The 20,454-nt window shown below is 59.9% G+C and carries 14 protein-coding genes; 7 read left to right on the top strand and 7 right to left on the bottom strand.

Annotation, left to right across the window (positions count from 1 at the left end):
* Window positions 1-181: 181 nt before the first annotated feature.
* The 4 genes from Q0G85_RS08250 to Q0G85_RS08235 all read right to left on the bottom strand — a co-directional run bounded on the left by Q0G85_RS08250 (window position 182) and on the right by Q0G85_RS08235 (window position 6,273).
* A complete protein-coding gene (locus tag Q0G85_RS08250) occupies window positions 182-1,438 on the bottom strand; it encodes an MFS transporter (protein ID WP_297156565.1) in 1,257 nt (418 codons plus the stop codon).
* 131 nt (window positions 1,439-1,569) lie between these two features.
* On the bottom strand, window positions 1,570-1,905 hold the full coding sequence (locus Q0G85_RS08245; protein WP_297156562.1) for an oxidoreductase: 336 nt from the start codon (window positions 1,903-1,905) through the stop codon (window positions 1,570-1,572).
* 29 nt (window positions 1,906-1,934) lie between these two features.
* Window positions 1,935-4,241, bottom strand: coding sequence for a molybdopterin-dependent oxidoreductase (locus tag Q0G85_RS08240; RefSeq protein ID WP_297156559.1), 2,307 nt, complete (start codon window positions 4,239-4,241; stop codon window positions 1,935-1,937).
* Between the two features lie 511 nt (window positions 4,242-4,752).
* Window positions 4,753-6,273 carry a response regulator transcription factor gene (locus tag Q0G85_RS08235; protein ID WP_297156556.1) on the bottom strand — a complete coding sequence of 507 codons (1,521 nt, stop codon included), beginning with the start codon at window positions 6,271-6,273 and terminating at the stop codon, window positions 4,753-4,755.
* 361 nt (window positions 6,274-6,634) lie between these two features.
* On the opposite strand from Q0G85_RS08235, the gene Q0G85_RS08230 reads away from it, so the two are divergent.
* The 7 genes from Q0G85_RS08230 to Q0G85_RS08200 all read left to right on the top strand — a co-directional run bounded on the left by Q0G85_RS08230 (window position 6,635) and on the right by Q0G85_RS08200 (window position 16,043).
* Window positions 6,635-7,900, top strand: coding sequence for an MFS transporter (locus Q0G85_RS08230; RefSeq protein ID WP_297156553.1), 1,266 nt, complete (start codon window positions 6,635-6,637; stop codon window positions 7,898-7,900).
* 257 nt (window positions 7,901-8,157) lie between these two features.
* The gene (locus tag Q0G85_RS08225) at window positions 8,158-8,394 is read left to right on the top strand and encodes a hypothetical protein (protein WP_297156550.1); all 237 of its coding nucleotides are present in this window, start codon (window positions 8,158-8,160) and stop codon (window positions 8,392-8,394) included.
* Window positions 8,395-8,431: 37 nt separating this feature from the next.
* Window positions 8,432-10,744 carry a molybdopterin-dependent oxidoreductase gene (locus Q0G85_RS08220; protein ID WP_297156547.1) on the top strand — a complete coding sequence of 771 codons (2,313 nt, stop codon included), beginning with the start codon at window positions 8,432-8,434 and terminating at the stop codon, window positions 10,742-10,744.
* Window positions 10,745-10,773: 29 nt separating this feature from the next.
* A complete protein-coding gene (locus tag Q0G85_RS08215; protein ID WP_297156544.1) occupies window positions 10,774-11,109 on the top strand; it encodes a 4Fe-4S dicluster domain-containing protein in 336 nt (111 codons plus the stop codon).
* Between the two features lie 69 nt (window positions 11,110-11,178).
* Window positions 11,179-12,696 carry an MFS transporter gene (locus tag Q0G85_RS08210; protein WP_297156542.1) on the top strand — a complete coding sequence of 506 codons (1,518 nt, stop codon included), beginning with the start codon at window positions 11,179-11,181 and terminating at the stop codon, window positions 12,694-12,696.
* 613 nt (window positions 12,697-13,309) lie between these two features.
* The gene (locus tag Q0G85_RS08205) at window positions 13,310-14,698 is read left to right on the top strand and encodes an MmgE/PrpD family protein (protein WP_297156539.1); all 1,389 of its coding nucleotides are present in this window, start codon (window positions 13,310-13,312) and stop codon (window positions 14,696-14,698) included.
* A 40-nt stretch (window positions 14,699-14,738) separates the two neighbouring features.
* Window positions 14,739-16,043, top strand: coding sequence for a hypothetical protein (locus Q0G85_RS08200; RefSeq protein ID WP_297156536.1), 1,305 nt, complete (start codon window positions 14,739-14,741; stop codon window positions 16,041-16,043).
* A 573-nt stretch (window positions 16,044-16,616) separates the two neighbouring features.
* Here Q0G85_RS08200 and Q0G85_RS08195 read toward each other — a convergent pair.
* The 3 genes from Q0G85_RS08195 to Q0G85_RS08185 form a co-directional block, all read right to left on the bottom strand.
* Window positions 16,617-17,900, bottom strand: a complete 1,284-nt coding sequence (locus tag Q0G85_RS08195; RefSeq protein WP_367116882.1) for an MFS transporter — start codon at window positions 17,898-17,900, stop codon at window positions 16,617-16,619.
* A 148-nt stretch (window positions 17,901-18,048) separates the two neighbouring features.
* Window positions 18,049-19,605: a crotonobetaine/carnitine-CoA ligase gene (caiC, locus tag Q0G85_RS08190; protein WP_297156530.1), complete on the bottom strand. Its 1,557-nt coding sequence runs from the start codon at window positions 19,603-19,605 to the stop codon at window positions 18,049-18,051.
* A 175-nt stretch (window positions 19,606-19,780) separates the two neighbouring features.
* The coding region (locus tag Q0G85_RS08185; protein WP_297156527.1) for a CoA transferase at window positions 19,781-20,454 on the bottom strand (674 nt) is incomplete at its 5' end.

The following is a 20,454-nucleotide window of genomic DNA, read 5'->3' as shown; positions in this document are numbered from 1 at the left end:
CTTGCCCGTATCGTAGGCAATGCGCCGAATGCTCGCCACCGAAGTTCATCGGTGGCTTACCTCAAACTGTAATGGGGTTAATTCCGGTGTTCTCGCCTTTGTCCCGGCAAACGACCTTTCGATGAATCTGTCTGGCGAAAAGAAGAAATCACCTGCTGTTACGATTATATGGTGCCTGGCCCTAGGATCGCTCATGATTCGCCGGCTTGCAGGAGCAACGATTGCTTTGCGCGTATGCAACGAAAAGAAGCAGTGCCGTAAAGACAGAGATTGTGTTGAAGACGAACATGGCGGTTGGTCCTGCCGTTTGAAAGACCAGGCCGCCGGCTACAGGCCCCAAGCCCATGCACAAATCGGGCCCGATGTAGAACGTGTTGGCGGCTCTTCCCAGCTGGTTTTCCGGCACTCCGCGAACCGACTCGGCTTGAATGGCGCAATAAGCGGAACCTTGCCCGACCCCCATGGAGACGCCGGCAATCGCGATTCCCGAAAATGAGTCGATGAATGCCGCCGCTATCATCCCGATTCCGGCCACGATTATCATCGGAGTCGCAACTGCTTCAACCCCGAGTGCATCGCTTGCCTTGCCGGCCAGAGGGCGGGCGACTAGAGTCGCGAGGGAGTAGAGGAGGAAGTAAAGCGGCGCACCCTCGATGCCCCGTATTTCGCCCACTACTAGGATGAACGATGACGTGACGCCCTGGGCGACCATAAGAAAGCCTGCGATAACCGATAGGGGGAGAGCGGGGAGATAAAGATACTTGCTAGCCGTCCGGGAGGCGTCGGGCATTTTGCGAGGGCCTTTCTCGATGTGCCCGATTGCTGCATCGTTGCCGATTGACTTGACTGAGCTTTTCGTGCGAGGCGCTTGCGTTTTATGGGGAGCACGGAACAAAAGGGCGAGCGCGAAGCCGAGGGAGAGGAGCGCGCAGGAGGCTGCGAACACGGCCGAATACCCGAATGCCTTCCCTATAGCCGACCCTACAGCGGGCCCTATCGCGCAGGACACGGTGTACGCAAGCCCGAGAAGCCCGACGCCTGCGCCGACTCGCTTTTTCGGGACGACGAGGGACGCGAGCGAAACGACTACGGTTGACTTGAACGCGAAGGCGAAGCCTTGCAGCGCAAGGAAGAGCCCCAGAAGCTCAATGGAGCGGCACAAGGCGCAACCGAGGGCTGAGGCTGCGAACAGCCCGCAGGAGACAACGAGCAGAGAGCGCTTGCTGAGCTTGTCGGAGACCGCCCCGCTGATAGGCCGGATGGCTAAAGCGGCGGTGGCGAGCATGCCGGCAAGAAATCCGGCAAGGGCCATCGAGGCGCCAAGGGAGATCGCGTAGCTCGAGATGATGGGGCGCGTGAGGTACATGCCGAACTGCAGCACCGATTCGATGAGGAGAAGCTGCATGAATTTCGCGGTCCATAGCTTTTCGCCATCCATGGACTCTCCTTCTTTCCGGAAGGCGAACGACCCCGAAACCTTGGAGGGAAGAATCGGGGTCGTTCTTGGCGGGGATGCGGCAGTCAGCAAGAGGAAAGGGTTAACATGCCGCTAAAGGGGATTCAAGGGGCTTAGGGCAGGAAGACGGAGCACTTGCTGCCCTTTTCCTCCATCTTGACTGCGAGTTCCTCAAGCGTTCCATACTCGATGACGTTCGCGAGGCAATGAAGCGCACAGGAGGGGACGCCTCCATTGGCGACGCGCTCATCGCAAAGGGTGCAGTAGCTGGTTGGGACGGGGACGAACTTCGTCTCCCATTTGCCATCGAGCTTTTTCCATGGGCCAAGCTCGAGCAGTTTGATGCCCCATTGCCCCATGGGCAGTCCAAGCTCGTTCCTGCATGCGATCTCGCAAGAATGGCATCCAGTGCAGTACTCGTTGTCGATCATCAATCCGTAAGTTGCCATAGTTGAGCCTCCTTTCGTAAAGTTACGGGCTAGCCTTCGGCGCGGGAAATCTTGCAGGGCAGGGCGCCGTAATGGGAGCCGAGGCCGAGTTTGCCTATTTCCTTCCAAGGCATGAGTTCGTTGATGTTCGACTTCCAGACGCCGAAGAGCTCGGAATTCTTCTCCTCGGGATACCACCAGCCGTGGTCGCAGCCGATGACGTCCTCCTTGACGATGGGCGTGACGTCCGCAACCATCTCGCATGCGCCCCACGGGTTTTCGATCTTCACCCAATCGCCTTGATGGATGCCGTATCTCTCCGCGGTGGTCGGGTTAATCTCAACGGTCGCGTATTTGCGAATTTCGCGCAAGGAGTCGATCATGCGGTGCTCGGTGTGGAAAGAGGTCGCGCGGCGCGCGCCGGTCACGAACTCAAGCGGGTATTTCTCCGCCCATTCGGGGCGGGAGCGCTTGGAGAAACGGGGCTCCTCATAGTAGGGCAGCGGATCTTCGCCGAGATGGTTCTTGACGGTGCTCCAGAGCTCGACGCGGCCGGTCGGCGATTTGAAGCCGGGTTTCCCATCTGCTCGCAGCAGGCCCTTCTCGTACTGGTAGTACGGAATCTCGTAACGGCCGTAAACCCACTCCCTCAGCGTTTCGTAAGTCATGGCCTCGCCGGTCTCAGGGTTTTCCGTATAGGGGATGCTCTGAATCTTATTGTCAAGGTAACCGTGTTCGCTGGACCACTTCTCGAGGTCCTCGGTGCGGTCGGGGTTGATGCGGTGGTCGAGGTCGAGCATGATCTGGAGATCGGACTTGCATTCGCCCAAGGGCTCGAGGACCTTCGTGAGGGCGTGGAACTGGCCGGGTTGGTTGCAGCCATGGAAGGTGACGATGCCCTCGTGCTCGAGCGATGTGGAGACGGGGAGCACGACATCAGCAAGGGCTTGAATGGTCGGGTTCATGAAGATGTCGGTCGCGCACACGAATTCCTTGTGGCGGCAAGCTTCCAGCCACTGCATCGGCTGTTGGGTGATGCAGGAAGAGATGAAGTTGGAGCTCTGGATGAACAGGAACTCGATGGGGTAGGGGATGTTCGTGCGCAGCGTGTCGAGCGTGCAGTCCGGCTGCGTCGTGTTAATGATGAAGTCCATTGCGGGATACTGATCGTGGCCGGCAATGGGGATAGGGTTGGTGTCCTCCTCGTTGACCTGCATGCCGACGCCCTTGCGGCCGGTGGATCCGCCGTTGAGCATGGTCTGCCCGAGTTTCACGCCTCCCGGGTTGTCGAGGTTCCCGCAAATCGCGAAGATTCCCCAAACGGCGTGGCAGATCTGCAGAGTGTTGGGGCTCTGGTCGGTCTTGAGGCCTACGGATGCGGTGCAGGGCTTCTGGGCGAGGCATCTCGCGGCTGCGCGAATCTCGTCTGCCGAAACGCCGCAGATGTCGGCGGCCATCTCAGGCGTCATTGTCTTGCATCGCTCGGCGTATTCGTTGAACCCATACGTCCACCTGTCGACGAACTCATGGTCGTAGAGATCCTCCTCGATGATGACGTCGTTGAGGGCCATCGCCAAGGCAGCGTCGGTGCCGGGGCGGATCTGGAAATGATATTCCGCGTGCATGGCGAGCCAGCTCGCGCGCGGGTCGACGACGATGAGCTTCGTCCCGCGCTTCATCATGTCGATTACGCTGTGGCCGAACAGGCCGTCGGGGTTGGACCACAGGGGGTTGCGTCCCCAGACGAGCATGTACTTCGGCAGTTCGTAGCGCGGGTCATCGTAGCGATTCTTAAAGCCGAAGGCGCCGTCGTACTCCACGTACGCGCAGCCGAGCAGCCAATCCATCGCGGTCTGGCGCGGGATGACGCATGACCAGCCGCCGTTGGCGTGGATCGCCGTGCGGCTGTGGAACACCTGGTTGCAGGTTTGGAATTGGTATGCGCTCGCCTCGCGGCCGGTACCCGTCCAGACGGATACCGTGTCGGGGCCGTATTTCTCGGTCAGCTCGTGGTACTTCTCCACGATGATGTCGTATGCCTCGTCCCAGCTGATGCGCTCCCATTTGTCGCCCTGGCCGCGGAACTTACGGTCGCGCTTCATGGGATACAGAAGGCGATCCTTGTGGTAGATGTATTCGGGAAGCGAAAGGCAACGAACGCAAAGTCGCCCGTTTGTGATCGGCTGATCGGGGTCGCCCTCAACTTTAATCAGCTTCCCATCCTTGACGAAGGCCCTTAAACCGCAGCCGACGCCATGGCAGCCCGGCGGAGACCATTGAGCCGTCCGATACACGAGCGTGCCATCTTCAAGCTCGGTGACGCGCGGCGTTTCGCTAACTCGAGTCAGTTCACTCATCCTGCTTCTCCTCTCTTGTATTTCTCCCCCTTGTGGCAGAGGTTCCGACCGGCGACTCTTTTTTCGCGGGCGGCCCTCAGGTCGGAAACTCGATTCGGCGATTCCGACGCCTTCATTGTTCTCTTTGCGCGGTTTTGAGTCATCTGCCAAGAAGTATGAAGGGGCATTATTTTCAAGGAGTCGTAGGGTCGCATCGCTCTGCCGAGCTGATTTATGACCCAGAGTATTAGCGGCTTGCGTGTTGTTCCGCGATGTGGCTTCGCTCCTCGTCTGGGTGCATGCGCTCGCCGTCGGCGACGCGATGCCGTGCGTCTGCGAATCGCCCGTCTGCGAAGCGACCCGCCTCATTCCGGTTCTTGCAACGCGACAAATAACAAAGCGCCCCAATGTGTTGGGGCGCTTTGGGCGACGTTCGCCTATGCTGTTGCTTGGCTTGAGGAAGTGTGTCGCGAGCAAATCATGCTTGGAGCTTGAGCCAGGGGCTCCAGGCATGATGCGACGATCCTATTTGCTAGGCGGCGGGACCTTCGGTTTCGATGTTCGGCTCGGCCTCGACGATATCGATCAATTCTTGTTGGGAATGAATTCCCATCTTCTGATAAATATGGTATGTATGGGTCTTCACGGTCCGCTCCGCAACGATAAGCTGATCGGCGATGTACTTGGCATTGCGTCCTTTTGCAAGAAAGACGAGTATTTCTCCTTCGCGCGGAGTGAGATCGAACCGTTTTGCTGCCTGGATGCATTTGTTTTTATAGGGCCTTGCTTGCGTCACTCGCTCTTCTTGCGGGAGGGGGGTCGGCTCAGAGCATTGCATGGGGACAGCGCCACCCCTGTCCATTTCTTCGCTATTGTCGACATGACCTTCCTGCGGTCCGATTGCTGTTGTCGATATATAGAGGCAGACAAGGCCAACTAGAACGAACGAGACGATGGGGAGACCGCCTCGGCCGGATCCAGCTAAAACTGCGCCGACGAGCCATCCTGCTGCTTGACCAGCGATGATGAACAGACGGCCGCGAGAGAAGCAATAGCAAGGAGATATGGATAGCAATCTGCCCCGAAGCGAAAGAACAGACGTGTTGGCGTAGTCGAAAAGATAGAGGACGACAAAAAGGCCGAGCGCAGCTGCGGTATTCCAGGGTGCATCAAGAAATCCAATCGCTATAACGCCGCAAATAATGATTGGAAGGGAGATAAGTTGGGCTTGACCAAGCGAAAGAAGAAAAGGAGCTTTTTTCGTTACGACGTGGAAGATAATAGCGATCGCGATGAACGATATGCCGATGGCGGCTGGTGGAAGGGCGTACTTGCTGACACGGGCGACCAGCAGACCGGCAAATACGCCCAGCATCATCCCGTTGACGAACATCACGTAAGAGCCGCTTTTTTTGAATCCGCTCTTCGCGAACCACTCCGATCCGTCACGATCTAGCACTGCGCCGCCTTTGTGGGGTGCGCACATGAGCAGGGAAAACTGTATAATGCATAGGACGATGAGGGTGGTTATGCCAGCGATCGAAGGCATGCAGAGAACGCACAAAGAGATACAGGCGGCGATGCAGAAGGACAAGAAGTTTACCGAGCGAATGCACTCTTCCTTAATCGCGTTTTGAGCGGTTGTCCAGGCACAGGCGAAGAAAGCGCTCGCCGTGCCGAAGCAGAGCCAGGCAATGACACTGATGGGGATTGGCACGGTGAAGCTGCTCAAGTTATCTAACAGGGCGATGATTGGCAGGACGAGCTGCATGGCGAGGGAAACGATTTGAAGGTGTTTAGAGCACACAAACCTGTCGCAATCCTCCCGCGCGAAGCGATACAGGCAGAAGAACGTGCACGCCATCGCCAAGAACATCAGAGCATGCGTTATGCCATGCGTGACTGGCGAACTGATCTCGGGTGCGGCCAAGAGGGGGCTATATGCTGAAATAAGGACAGAGGCCATTGAGCAACCGTAGCCAATCGTCCCCATCGTTGGACCAATCAGGCTGCTCTCAACGATGGTTTCGGAGCCGGTAATACTCTCCGCCATACAGAATCCCCCCCATTCGAGCAGCGCATGGTGCGGCTGTCCGGTTTTTTCTGACGCAAGATAGGTCAGAACCCCTAATTTTGCGCAAAACCCCCGATTTTTTCATGAAGATATTTGCTTTGTGCTTAGCGCATTATATCAGGCATCGCGCGTTCTCCGCTTCTTCTCCTGGTGCTTCTTAGAGAATCAATCGATTTAATCCTGTCGGTTGCAAGACAAACGGCGCTGCCCTCGGCATCATTTTTCCTGGAAGCTTTGATTGGTTTAGGCCGGCGAAAAGGTTGCTCTTCGCTCGGGTATTTGCAAGGACGGTAAATCACGGCAAGGCGGTCGGAGCGGAAGCCAGGAGGGGATGGCTGAGATGCGGAGGCTTTTTCAGGGGATAAGGGATTACTTTAAGCTTGAGCACGCCCTCTTCCTTATTCCTATTTGCGGATTCGCGCTATACGATAGCGTTTTCCAATCGTTTTCGTCGATTCTCGGCGTGTTGACCGACGCGTATCCTGATGTGTCGGTAACGACGATTCAGCTGATCATATCGATCCCGCCTATGGCGAGCATCCCGGGGACGTTACTTGCTGGCTTCTTATCGGCGTATATCAGGAAGAAGAGGATCGCTCAGTTCGCGCTTTGCGTCATCTTCATCGGGGGGACGATCCCCGTTGTTTTTCGGAACCCGACGATTTACGCGATGTTCGCGTGCTGCGTATGCGTTGGGGTCGGCCAGGGCCTCCTCCACCCGATGGCGAACGCGTTCATCTGCCAGACATGGAGCGACGAGCAGCGCGGAAAGGCTTTGGGGTTCAAGCAGTCCTTCAATTTCATCGGCGACGCCCTCGTCGCGCTGTGCGTTGGATACCTTGCGCTTGCGCACTGGGGCAACGCGTTTCTCGTCTACCTTGGTGTGATTCCTATCTTCATCCTCACGCAAGTCCTCTTCCCCGCTGGCGAATTGGAGAAAAAGCTTGTCAGCAGGGAATCGAAGCTCGATGGCGTGAAGGCGTTGTTCCGCCCTCGCATGGTCTACCTGCTCGCGCTGTTCTTTTTCGCGATGATGTTCCTTTACGTTTTCAACACGAACATCGCCATGCTGGTGAAGAGCCGGGGACTCGGCACGACGGCTGACGTCTCGAAGATCTCGTTCACCGTGAGCGTCGTCTCGTTCCTGCTGGGCATCCTCTACGGGGGCATCTCGAAGAAGCTCGGGCGCTTCACCCTCACAACCGGTTTCTTCTTTCTGGCGTCGGGGATGCTCGTGGCGTCCTTCGGCCCGTCACTCGAAGTCATCGCGCTCGGCGGCGTGCTTTTCGGCGTCGGCTTGGGCATCCAGCAGATCAGCACCATCTTCTATGTGTCGAAGACGGTCGAAAAGTCCCTCGTCACGATCGCGATATCTGTGACGGTCTCGTTCATCTCCCTGGGTGCGACTCTATCGCCCATCGTCATCAACGGCCTTCAGGAAATCGTGTTCGGAGCCACGGCGCCGAATCAAGCCCTGCTCATCGCGGGAGTCGGCTACATCGCGCTTATGCTCATCGAAGGGCTGAGCACGTTGACGCGGCGGCAGAAGAGCACCGCACGCGAAGACGAGGAAGGCCTCGAGGCGCTCGACGAGCTAGATGACTGACGCTCCCCGGAAACAGCTGGGGCGATGGTAATACTTTGCGTCGCATCTGATTTTGAATGAGACGTGAATCGCCTGCTCAAACGTGGTGAACGGTACTTAATACCCATCAACAGATGCGCTGGAAGCGCGCGGAACGGATACTTTACGCCGTGCGCACCGCGTTGGCGGTTGCAAGCGCGGCGCGTGCATCTTTATCGGGAATGCCGATCGGCGAGAGCCGATCTGAAGCATTGGGAAAGAAAAGAGAGGAGATCGAGATGGCAGACCAGGAATTGCTCGACAAGTACGCGCCGACGCTTGACGCGATGGAGACCAAGGAGGCGTACCTGCTGGACGGTGAGCTCTACATCCGTCACGAATTTCGCGATCCGGCCGAGCTCCAGACGCGCATGACGTACCACAAGGTCGGCGCGGACAACGTCGTTTCCAACGACAACCTCATCATGCTCGGCGTCTGGGCCCGCGCCCAGAAGCAAGGCGAGCGAGTCAAGTAAGCGGCTAGACGAGAGTTCACGAAGAGAGGAGAAACGCATGAGAGAGTGCTTCGATCCTAAGATCTACAAGAAAGATTGGCAGTACCAGGAAGGCGATTTGACGGTTACGCGTTCGTGCCAGTGGTCCGCTCCCGGCTGCCATCAGGGATGCAGCATCTTGTTCTACACCGACAAGGACGGCAAGCTCGTGAAGGTGGAGGGCGACCCGAACTCCCCCGTCACCGACGGGCGCCTTTGCATGCGCTGCCTGGCGATGGTCGAGGCGGTCTACCACCCCGACCGCATCGTCCACCCCATGAAGCGCGCGAAGGAGGATCGCGGCAAGGACAAGTGGGTCGAGATCACCATGGACGAAGCCTACGAGCTGTGCATTGAGATGGTGAAGGACACGACCGAGAAGTACGGCGCCAAATCCATCTGCACCGGCGCAGGCACGGGCCGCAACGCCACGTGGCAGAGCAACGTCCTAGGCCAGGGCGCGTTCGGCACGCCGAACGACAACTGCGGCCTTCTCGCCGGCAACTGCTGCTACACCCCGCGCATGCAGGGCATGAACGCGGTTCTCGGCGACACCTTCATCGCCGACTGCGGCCAGCTCAACGAAGCTCGCTTCGACCACCCCGAGTATCGTCGCCCCGACCTTTTCCTCATCTGGGGCAATAACCCGCTCCGAGCGAACGCCGACGGCTTCTACGGCCACTGGATCATCGACTGTATGCGCCGTGGCTCTAAGCTGTTCGTCGTCGACCCGCAGGTGACCTGGCTTTCCGCTCATGCGGAGCAGTACATCCAGGTCCGCCCCGGCACCGATGCAGCGCTTGCACTCGCCATCGGCCACGTGATGATCGAGGAAGAGCTCTACGACAAGGAGTTCGTCGATTACTGGTGCTACGGCTTCGACGAGTACAAGCAGCGAGTGGCCGAATGGACGCCGGAGAGGGCTGCGGAGATCTGCTGGTGCACCCCTGAGGAGATTTACGCGGCGGCGCGCCTCATCGGCACCGCGGGCGTCACCACGCTCCAGTGGGGCGTCGCCTTCGACCAGAACAAATGGGCGAACGGCACCGCCCACGCCGTCGTCTGCCTCCAGGCCATGACCGGCAACATCGACAACCCCGGCGGCTTCGTCGGCATCAACTTCGGCTACGTGCAGTCCGACATTCGCGAGAACATCGCGAAGAGCCTCCCCAACGTCCGCGAGGGCCGTTTGGGCGACGACGGGAACTGGGGCCTCATGAACGCGGTCGGCAAGGGCGGCCATGCCATCCCCGAGGCGATCCTCGATGCCGCCGAAACGGGCAAGCCGTATCCAGTGAAGATGCTCTTCATGTGCTCCACGACCGCCTTCACCAACATGGCGGGCCAGGCGCGCCGCGTGTACGACGTGTACAAGGAGATGGACCATGTCGTGGTATGCGACCTGTTCATGACCCCGACGGCCATGGCGATCGGAGACCTGTTCATCCCCATGGCCATGGGCTGCGAGCGCAACGGCGTTCGCGGATGGTACACTCCGCTTCGCTCCATCGTGAAGGTCACGCAGACCGGCGACGCCGTCGGCGACGAGCAGATGATGCTCGAGCTCGGCAAGAAGATGAACCCCGACCTGTTCTACTGGGACGACGTTCCCGAGATGCTCGAGTTCTGCACCAACAACATGGCGACCGTGCCCATCCAGATCACATTCAGCGAGCTGCGCGAGAAGGTCATCGTCTATCCCGAGTTCGAGTACTACAAGTACAAGACCGGCAAGCTGCGCTTCGACGGCGGCCCGGGATTCAACACGCTCTCCGGTCGCGTCGAGTTCTTCTGCAACATGTACAACAACGTCGGCATGGACCCGCTGCCGTACTTCAAGGAGCCGCCCGAGAGCCCGGTCAACACCCCGGAGCTTGCGGCTGAGTACCCGCTCGTGCTCACGACCGGACGCCGCTGCTGGGAGTACTTCCACTCCGAGCATCGTCAGCTTCACACGATGCGAGAGTTCCACAAGTGGCCCATGTTCGCCATCAACCCGGCAGACGCGGAGGCTGCGGGCATCAAGGAAGGCGATTGGGCCGTCATCGAGAACTCCCACGGCAAGGCTATCGAGGTGGCTCACGTGACCGACACCATGATGAAGGGCGTCGTCAGCGCCGAGCACGGCTGGTGGTTCCCTGAGCGCCCCGCGGAAGAGCCTTCCCTGTACGGTCTGTGGGAGTCGAACATCAACTGCTGCACGGTCCAGGGCGACTTCGGCCCGAGCGGCTACGGGTCTTCGTACAAGACCCAGCTGTGCAAGGTCTATCCCGCTCCCGAAGGCTACGGCGCCGAATTCGAGAAGATGTACGAAGCGCACCGGAACCGCTAAACCCACCGCATCACAGAAAGGAGATCGTCATGACGCAGCACGGTCTTTTGATTGACTACGAGTTCTGCACGGGCTGCCACGCGTGCGAAGTTGCCTGTAAGGTCGAGAAGAACCTCGGGGAAGGCGAGTTCGGCATCAAGCTCGCCGAAATCGGCCCTTGGAAACTCGACGGGGCGAAGAAGTGGGAATGGGACTTCCTTCCCATGCCTACGCAGCGCTGCGACCTCTGCCAGGAGCGCATCGACGCCGGCAAGGTTCCCGCCTGCGTGCATCACTGCCAGTCCCTTGCCATGGAGTTCGGACCCGTCGAGGAGCTCGCGAAGAAGGTCACCAAGCCTCGCATGGTCCTCTTCTCGGTCCAATAATCGCTCTTCCCGCGGCGCCTCGCAGAGGGGGGCGCCGCGGGTTCTAAAGACAAACGTTAGGGGGTTTCTATGAGCGAGAAAGCTTCAGAATTAGGGGATAAGGTCGTTGGCGCCATCCAGAACAACGTGACGCAGGCACTGGGTCTGATTTACGGCCTCGGCATGCTCACCTGGACGGCTTTCAACCAGATGAACAGCAATTACTGGTCGTACTTCCTGACCGAGGTATGCGGTCTCGAGCCGACCGTCATGGGCACCGTGAAGGGCATCACCGGCGTTGGGGAATGGTTCTTCGTGATCATTGCCGCCATCATCATCGAGCGTGTTTGGCTCCGCCACGGCCAGTACCGCAGCTGGCTTTTGATCGCCCCGCCCATCACGTTCGTCTGCCTGCTCATGACCTTCGTCGACCCGTTCTTCCTCGACCAGGGTGCGAAGACCGTCTGGATGATCGGTTTCCAGATCGTCGGCGGCTTCTTCTCGAGCTTCTTCATGATCGCCGCCACGTCCATCGTGCCGGTAATCAGCAGGACCGAGGCCGACCGCACGCTGCTTTCCCAGCGCAAGGCTCAGGGCAACATGCTCGTGAAGGTGCTGTTCGCCGCCGTTTCCCTGCCTGCTATCCTTGCGATCAACGGCCTCGTGTACAGCGTTCCCGCGGGCGAGAACGCGCAGAACGCGGGCCCTGCGGGCTTCACCGTCCTCGCCATCATCTTCGGCGTCTTCATGATCGCGATGTTCTTCGTCATGTACAAGCGCATCGACGGTATGGACCCGACCCAGAAGACCTGCGAAGAGCGCGCGGCCGCCAAGAAGCGCGGCGAGAAGGTTCCGCCCATCGACGCCGGGGAAAAGGCCAATATCGGCGAGATGATCAAGTACTGGATCACGAATCTGCCGGCGGTTATCGGCCTGTTCTCGGAGATCATCCGCTTCATCGCCCAGATGACCATCATGAGCATGGCCATGTACGTGTTCGCCTACGCCTTCGGCGACGTGAAGATGACCGCCGTCATGCTCACCGCATGCAACATCACCGGCCTCGTGGCGACGTTCATCTCCGAGCCCATCGCCCGAAAGCTCGGCATCCGCATCACCTACTTGGCGGGCATCGGGATCTCCTTCGTGTTCGCGCTCGCGTGCCTGCTCATCGGCGCATCCGGGATGATGACCTTCATCGTCTGCATCTGCGGCATCTTCTTTGGCATGAACTTCATGAACGGCACCATGATGGGCATGCAGTCGAACGCCATCGCATACGGCGAGTGGCGCGACGGCAAGACCGCCAAGGCGTTCATCATGTCGACCTTCCAGTGGTGCCCGAAGATCGCCAACGCGGTCGCCGGCGTCTTGACGGGATTCGGCCTCGCCTCGATCGGCTTCGTGTCCGGCATGGAGGCGACCCCCGAGCTTGCGCAGGGCATGATCACCATCATCTGCCTCATCCCCGCCGTCTGCTTCGGCATCGCGTTTGTCGCCTTCTTCTTCGGCTATCGGTTGACGCCCAAGAAGATGGAGCAGATCTCCGCCGATCTGGCCGAGCGCGAAGCGGAGAAAAAACTTAAGGAAGCCGAGGCGCAGGCATAAGCCGCGATGCTTCCGGCAATGTTCCACCAGGCGATGGGGCATGGACGAAGCGCCCCGTCGCCCTTCTCGAAAGGAAAAGACTATGTGTTTCAGACCAGCAGCGATCAGCATGGAAAAAACGTGCCCGCAATGCGGTGCAACCAATGACTTCGTCAACGAGGTGTGCGATAAATGCGGGGCGAAGCTCCCCTCCGCGCCTCCGATCGGGGGGATGCCCGGCGGCCCCGGGGCGCCCGGCGGCCCCAGCGCCCCGTCTGCTCCTTCCGCGCCCAAGGCGCCCGCGCCCGCGGCGCCGAGCGCGCCCAAACCCCCTTCCGCTTAAGCGGAAAAACCGCCCACGCCCCTAACGGGGCGTGGGCGGGAAGATTTGGAAGGGGCGATTCCGCAAGGCGCTTGCGCGGCGCTGCTCTCGAACGGGCCCCGCATTCCGTCGCCGCTTTCGCCCTTTCTTCGCTGGATAAGCTGCATGAAGGACGTGGCTGCCAGGCATCGGGGGAATCGGACTCCCCCGACATTCTTCATGCGGCCTATCTAAAAGGAAGCGCGGTCGCCGCTTCGCTTTGACGGTTTCCGCGCGTTGCGCTGGCAGATTGCCTGGAGAGAAGGATGAGACATGGATTTGAGTGGACGCATAGCCGGAGTCGTCTCAACCACGACCTTCGATGACCTTTCCGAGGAGACCGTGCTCGCATCGAAGATGGCGATACTGGACACCATCGGGGTCATGATCGCGGGAAGCGGGGCCGGCGAGGGAGTGGGGGACGTCGTCGGCCTCCTCGAAGATCTGGGCGGGGCGGAGCGGTGCTCCGTTATCGGGTTCGGCAAAAAAAGCAACCCCGTCCTCGCGGCGATGGCGAACGGGGCGTTGGCCCACAGCATCGACTACGACGACGCCCACGACGACGCTTTCGTCCACCCCTCCGCCTCGGTCGTCCCGGCGGCTCTTACGGTAGGGGAGTTCGCCAACGCTTCCGGCAGGGATCTGATCAGGGCGGTTTCCCTCGGGAACGACGTGATGTGCCGACTCGGGTTCGCGGTTTCGAACCCCGAGGAGAACGGCAGACTGCTGTGGATGCTGCCGGTGCTTCTGGGCACGTTCTCGGCCACGGTCGCCGCATCGGCCATCCTCGGCTTGACGAAGGGGCAAGTGGAGAACGCGCTCGGCATCGCCTACGGTCGGGCGGGCGGATCGAAGGAGCTCGTCATCGAGCCGGGGGCGCTGCGGGGGCTCTACGCGATGTACCCGAACATGACGGGCGTCCTGTCGGCTCTTCTGGCGAGAAACGGTGTTCCCGGTCTCAAGGAGACGTTCGAGGGGAAAGCGGGGTTTTTCAACATGTACTACGCAGGCGTCTTCGACGAATCTGCGTTCGACGGCCTTGGGGATAGGTTCGAGGGGGAGGGTGTCTCGATCAAGCCGTGGCCGTGTTGCCGGTTCACGAACTCGCATGTCGACGCGGCACTGCAAATCGCTCAAAAGGAGCACGTCGACCCCCGCAGCATCTCGCGAATCACCCTGTACTATGCCGAAGACGAGACCAAGCGCTGCCTCGACCCTCTCGACCTGCGCCGCAACCCGCAGACGATTCCCGAGGCGAAGCTGAGCTTGCCGTTCACGGTCGCGCAGGCGCTTGCCTACCGGAAAGTCGAAATCGGGGATTTCGGCAAGAGCTCCCTATCCGACCCTGTTCTCAAGAGATTGTGCAGCATCACGTTCCCCGAATACGACGAAAGCCTGAAGAGCTCCCTCTCGAAGACGATGCTGCCCGGGCGCGTTCTCGTCGAGACAGACGACGGGGCGGTGTACGACAAGCGCGTCGACGTCGTGTACGGACACCCAAGGAATAGGATGAAGTGGAGCGATCTAGCGGGCAAGTTCAGGGATTGCGCCTCTTTCGGCAAGAAGAGAATGAACGTTGGCGAGGTCGACGAGGTGATCGACATGATTGGCGATCTGGAAAAAGTGGAAGATGTATCGCGAATAATGGACGCGATTCGATAAGACCGTTTGGGGCACTTGCTGGCACGAAAGGGGAAATGAGATGGAATTCGAGCAGTTGATGCGCACGGACAACGAGGAAACCGGGATGATTAAGGTTTGCATCGCCCTCGCTCCGGAAACGGTGGAGGCTGTCTTGGGCGAATTCTACGAGGTCGTCGGCGCGCACAAGGGGGCTGGGGCGGATGCTTCATGGGGCGAGATCGACGAGGCGGCGATGAAGACCATGACGGCAGAGTCGTACAAGGAGCTGAGGCGGGATTTCGTGGTCAACATGGCCTCTGGCGAGGCCATGAAGGCGCTCGGCATCGTCCCCGAGCTCACTCCTCGCGTGCATGTGCTGGAATATCCCGACCCGGATAAGACCTATTATTTCGACCTCTCCGTTATCGAGAGGCCTCGTGTCTCCCTTTCGTCTTACGATCCCGTCGAAATCGAGACGGAGGACCTCGTTCTCTCCGACGAGCTGATCGACGGGAGGATCGCGTCGCTGCTGGAGTGCCATGCGGAATACGCGATCGGAGAGGCGCATCCGATCGTGCTGGGCGATTGCGTCAGAATCGATGTCGCGACGATGCTGAATGGCAAGACCGTGCCGAGGCTTACCGGCAAGGGCATGATTCTCGAGCTCGCCGACGGGTCGATGCCGGACACGTTCGTGGAAAAGCTGCTTGGCATGGGCGTCGGGGAGACGAAGACGTTCGATTACGGCGTTAGACGGGACCGCGCGATTTCCGACAGCGACGTCGATATGTACACGGCGACGGTGACGGTTGTTGCTCAACTGACGAAACATGTCCCTTTGCTTACGGACGAGTGGGTTGACGCGAACATCGAGAAGGCGTCGACGGTGGAAGAATTTCGCGCGGGCGTTGCGGAGATGTTGGGGTCGGAAATAGCCCATGCCAATCGCGATACTCATGCCCGGCTCGCCAACATCGAACTTGCCAAGAGAATCGAGGGGAAGATTCCCGACGAGCTTTTCCAGGCGTCTCGAGATGGCCTTATGAGACGCCTGGAAAAGGAGCTTTCCGAGAAAGGGCAGTCCATCGACGACTATTACGAGGAAAACGGAATGAACGAGGAGGAGCTTAGCGTTCAGATGCTCATAAAATCCGGAGAGAATCTAAGGCAGGGGTTTGCGCTCGAGGCCCTCTTCGACGGAAGGGGGATGGCTCTCTCCGACGACGATCTCGCGTATGCATGCAGGGAGGTCTTCGGCAACGGCGCTTGCTCCGTCGAAGACTTGAAGGCGAGCGGGAAGTATCCCGTCGTCGAGAGGTCTGCGAAGCGCATGGTCGCGTTGAATTGGCTTGCCGACACATCGCTTGTCAAATCGGGATGCTAGATGTGCTATCCCTGTCGAAATTGCGGAAGCTGCACCAACGATAAGGAGTCAAAGGTCATAAGGTGCCCCAAATGCTCGACTCCGATCCGAGATACGGCTGCCCCGTGTCCGACGTGCGGCTGGATTCCGCCGCTTCCTCCCGGCTCCATCTCGATGACGGATGGCAGGGAGCGCGGTTAGAGGAGTTGCTCATGGAAAAGTGCTACGTCTGCAACCATTGCGGTAAATGCGATGAACAGCTGCTTGCAATTCCAATCGATAGATTTGTTTGCCTCGACTGCGGCCATTTAATCCAACCAGGCGAAAGCCGAGACGTTTGCAATGAGTGCGGAGGAAAGAACATAGGCGTTCAAGAGGTGAAGCCCGTGCGCTGAATGCGGGTCGGTTGTTTGCCGTTTTGCAACGATGGTTTTAACGGACTATTTGAGTGCTTCCCCCTTGATGCTTATCGGAGGCGGAGCGCTTCGGGAGGGCGAAACCTCAGTTAATCAGCGTTCCCCTAAGGCAAACGGCCCACAAAGCGGGAGCTCCCCTCTCATCGAGTGGGACAGGGGCCGGGCGATTTGTCCCGCCTTACAGCGAGCTTGTTTCGCCGAGGGATTTTCCTGCGGTCTCGGGCGCCATGAAAATCGACAGCACCAGCCCTAAGATCACGAGCCCGGCCGCCACGAGCATAGTGGGGCCGATGCCGAAACTTGCGAGGAAGATCGGCGTGGCGTACGTGGCGGCGATGGTGCCGACGCGGGAGATGCCGATAGCCAGGCCGACGGCGGTCGCCCTCACCTCGGTGGGGAACAGCTCGTTGGGGTAGAGCCACTGCAGGATGCCCGGTCCGCCGCTGAAGAAGGCGTACAGGCCGAACGCGCAGATGATCACCGGCAGCGGGGCGGTGGGGAACAGGCCTAACACGAGCAGGCCTGCGGCCATAAGGAACAGCGAGCGAATGAGAAGCGGGCGTCTTCCCATGGAGTTCAGCCAGAACATGGCGGGCAGGGATCCCACCAGGAAGAACAGGCTCAAGACGCTCTCGCCCAAGATTGCGCTCTTCCCGACGCCAAGGCCGAAGGCGGTCATGATCTGCGGGCCGAACGTGTAGATGGCATACATGGGAACGACCTGGCACAACGTAAGGATTCCCAGGAACACGATGCGCGCGGCGTAACCCTTCGAGAATACCTCCGCGAAGCCGGCCTTCCTCTTGGGCTCTTCCTCCTCGTCTTCGAGGATGACATCGGCGCCGTACACGCGGAACACCACGCGGCGCGCCTCCTCATGGCGCCCCTTGCTCTTCAGCCACAGGGGCGACTCGGGGACTTTGCACCTGCCGATCAGCAAAAAGACGCAGGGGACGATGGCGGAGCCGAGCATAAGCCGCCATCCGCCATCGACGTCGCATAGCGCGAAGCCGACGACCGCGGCCACGGTGGCGCCCAGATACCATGCCGCCGAGACCATTCCCATGGATATCGCGCGGTGGTGCTTGGGGGTGAACTCGGTGATGAGCGAAGTCGCGATGGGGTAGTCGGCGCCCACGAAAACGCCGATGAAGAAGCGGTACACCACAAGCAGAAGCGGCGTGGTGTCGGTCGTGCTTAAGGCCGAGAACAAGGCGATGGCGATGATGTCTGCGACGAACATCTTCTTGCGCCCGATGAGGTCGGTCAAGTAACCGCCCACGATGCTGCCGACGAGAATGCCGAGCAGCACCGACGCACCGATGAGGGCGGTCCAGTGGGTCGTCAGGCTCATATGCGTTGTGATCTGCGTCAACGCGACGCCGATAAGCGAGAGCACGTAGCCGTCGAGGAAAGCGCCTCCGCTCGAGACCAGCGTGATCTCGCGCAGAAACGGCGTCATGGCGGCTTCATCGAGGGTGCGCTTGGCGTTGTCCCGGGCGCACTCGATGAGGCCCGCAGCCTTCGACGACACCTCATCCGACGACTTCGCCTTTTGCATTTTTCTGCTCGTGCCGTCCATTGGTGCCGCTCCTTCCTGCTTACCGTGGTTATCTCAAAAGGCGCTTCTCTATCTTCATGCTGCACGTGCGCGGGAAATCATCGACCACCTCGATAAACGAGGGGACCTTGAACGCCGCCATGTTGTTGCGGCAGTACTCGACGATCTCCTCCTCGTCGATGCGCGCACCGTCTTCGGGCAGGATGAACGCCTTGACGGCCTCGTCGCGGATGTCGTCGGGCACGCCGATGACGGCGGCTTCCTTGACAGCGGGATGCTCGGTGAGGATCTCCTCGATCTCGGTCGTCGAGATGTTCTCGCCAGCGCGCTTGATCATGTTGCTCTTGCGGTCGACGAAGAAGAACCAGCCCTCCTCGTCGTAGTAACCCTTGTCGCCCATGTGCAGCCAGCCGTCGCTTGTGAGCGCCTCGGCGGTAGCCTTCTCGTTGCCGACGTAGCCGAGCATGAGCGAGCGGCCGGGGACGCCCTTCACGCAGATCTCGCCCACGCGGTTGGCGGGCAGCTCGTTGCCGTTCTCGTCGATGATCTTGGCCTCGTAGCCGAGCCCCACCCGTCCTATGGAGGGCCACTTGCGCTCGCCTGTCGGCGGGTCGGTGAGGACCCATCCGATCGATTCCGTCGAGCCGTACGTGTTTAAGATGCGCACGCCGAAGCGCTCCTCGAAGGCTTTCTTCTCACGTGCGGAAACGGGGAGGAAGTAGAGCATGTCGCGCAGGGAATGATCGCGCTCGGCGGGGTCTGTGGGTTGCAGCATAAGGGTGCGCAGCATCATCGCGACGCACTGCGCGAGCGTCGCGCGGTATTCGCGAACCTGGCTCCAGAACCGCGAGGCGCTGTACTTCTCGACGACGATCATCGTTGCCCTGGCGGTGAGTACCGGGGTCAGGGCCGCGAGCTGGAAGTTCGAATGGCAGGCGGGCATGGTCGTGAGCATGCGGTCGCTTGCGGTCATCGAGGTTTCCCAGTCGCCGTAGTAGCCCGAATAGACCATGTTCCCGTGGGTGAGCAGAACGCCTTTGGGGTTGGAGGTCGTGCCGCTCGTGAACAGGATCTCGCACACATCGTCGGGCGTGAGCGCGCGCTGCTCGGCGAGCTCGGTGCTCTCCGCGTCCACAAGCTCGGAGAAGATGCGATGGCCGCAAGTTTCCTGCGGATCGAGCGTACGGGCAACAGAGATTCCCTTCGGCAGCCTGCCGTCGGCGCAGATCTGATCGTAGAGCTCCACATAGCAGGGTTCCACCACGGCGCGCTCGATTTCGCACATGTCGAGCGCGTACTCGCATTCAGCCTGCAGGTACTGCTCGTTCATGGGAACCGTGACGGCGCCGATCTTCGCCAGTCCGAACAGGCACATGAGGAATTCGGGGCAGGTGTGCATCTGCACCGCGACGCGTTCGCCGAAGGCGACGCCTTCTCGCAAGAACATGTTCGCGGTCTGGTTGATCTTCTCGTTGAACTGGCGGTAGGTGAATGTCTCCACGCCGCCATCGCGCCCCTGGAAGATGAAGAAGTCCTTTTCGCCGCACTTGCGTGCGAGTTTATCCCACAGGCTTGCGAGCGTCTCGCCGCCAACGATGTCGACCATGTCCCTCTCCCTCTCCCTTGATGATGCTCCTGTGACGCGCCATATTCTTAGGTACATGCATTCTTCAGGGGGCGCGTGAGACCCTGAAGAATGCAAAGCTCCCGTGCGGGCCGGCAGCCTTTCGGAGTCAGCCCGCGAAAGGTGCGGGAGCTTGCCTTGAAGCCGGTTTAAGCCGCTATTCGGCAACCTTCACGACGCCGCTCTCGTTGAGCGCTGCGATCTGCTCTGCCGTGTAGCCGAGCTTGCTGAGCACGTCGACGGTGTCGCCGCCCTGCTTGGGCATCGGGCGCCACACCTGGCCGGGGGTCTGCTGGAACTTCGGGAATACGCCCAGGCCCTTGAAGGTCTTGCCGTCCTCGGTCTCCCAGTCCATGAAGTTGTCGCGAAGCTTGAGGTGCTCTTCCTTCACGAGGTCCTCGAACTCCATGACGACCTGGGCAGCGATGCGGTGAGCCGCGAAGTCCGCCTCGATTTCGTACTTGGAGTGAGCCAGGCAGTAGGCCTCGAACGCAGCCTCGATCTCCTGTGCGTGCGGGTTGGACAGCCACAGGCCCGAAGTGTCCTCGGGGATGTCTTCGGTGCCCCACAGATGACCCAGACCGATGGTCTCGAGGAAGTACTTGTTCTGGTCGACGCCGTAGAGGCACACACCCAAAAAGCCGTCGTTGCACTTGTACTCGCCGATGCCGCAGAGGTTCTGGTTGCGAGCGCCGGGGCGCGGCCAGAGGATGCCCTCGTTCAAGTAGTCGACCAGGTAGTACTGGCCGATGGCGAGCAGCGTCTCGTACATGGCCATGTCGATGCTCTCGCCCTTGCCCGTGCGGTTGGCCTTATGCAGCGCAGCCAGGG

Source organism: uncultured Ellagibacter sp. (genome assembly GCF_934617235.1).
In the GTDB taxonomy this organism is placed as follows: Bacteria; Actinomycetota; Coriobacteriia; order Coriobacteriales; family Eggerthellaceae; genus Ellagibacter.
This window is presented reverse-complemented; position numbering and strand designations above follow the sequence as displayed.

Coding starts and splice junctions, on each gene's coding strand:
- Q0G85_RS08250 (WP_297156565.1), bottom strand. CDS start 1,438: ATGGATGGCGAAAAGCTATGGACCGCGAAATTCATGCAGCTTCTCCTC.
- Q0G85_RS08245 (WP_297156562.1), bottom strand. CDS start 1,905: ATGGCAACTTACGGATTGATGATCGACAACGAGTACTGCACTGGATGC.
- Q0G85_RS08240 (WP_297156559.1), bottom strand. CDS start 4,241: ATGAGTGAACTGACTCGAGTTAGCGAAACGCCGCGCGTCACCGAGCTT.
- Q0G85_RS08235 (WP_297156556.1), bottom strand. CDS start 6,273: ATGGCGGAGAGTATTACCGGCTCCGAAACCATCGTTGAGAGCAGCCTG.
- Q0G85_RS08230 (WP_297156553.1), top strand. CDS start 6,635: ATGCGGAGGCTTTTTCAGGGGATAAGGGATTACTTTAAGCTTGAGCAC.
- Q0G85_RS08225 (WP_297156550.1), top strand. CDS start 8,158: ATGGCAGACCAGGAATTGCTCGACAAGTACGCGCCGACGCTTGACGCG.
- Q0G85_RS08220 (WP_297156547.1), top strand. CDS start 8,432: ATGAGAGAGTGCTTCGATCCTAAGATCTACAAGAAAGATTGGCAGTAC.
- Q0G85_RS08215 (WP_297156544.1), top strand. CDS start 10,774: ATGACGCAGCACGGTCTTTTGATTGACTACGAGTTCTGCACGGGCTGC.
- Q0G85_RS08210 (WP_297156542.1), top strand. CDS start 11,179: ATGAGCGAGAAAGCTTCAGAATTAGGGGATAAGGTCGTTGGCGCCATC.
- Q0G85_RS08205 (WP_297156539.1), top strand. CDS start 13,310: ATGGATTTGAGTGGACGCATAGCCGGAGTCGTCTCAACCACGACCTTC.
- Q0G85_RS08200 (WP_297156536.1), top strand. CDS start 14,739: ATGGAATTCGAGCAGTTGATGCGCACGGACAACGAGGAAACCGGGATG.
- Q0G85_RS08195 (WP_367116882.1), bottom strand. CDS start 17,900: ATGACGCCGTTTCTGCGCGAGATCACGCTGGTCTCGAGCGGAGGCGCT.
- caiC (WP_297156530.1), bottom strand. CDS start 19,605: ATGGTCGACATCGTTGGCGGCGAGACGCTCGCAAGCCTGTGGGATAAA.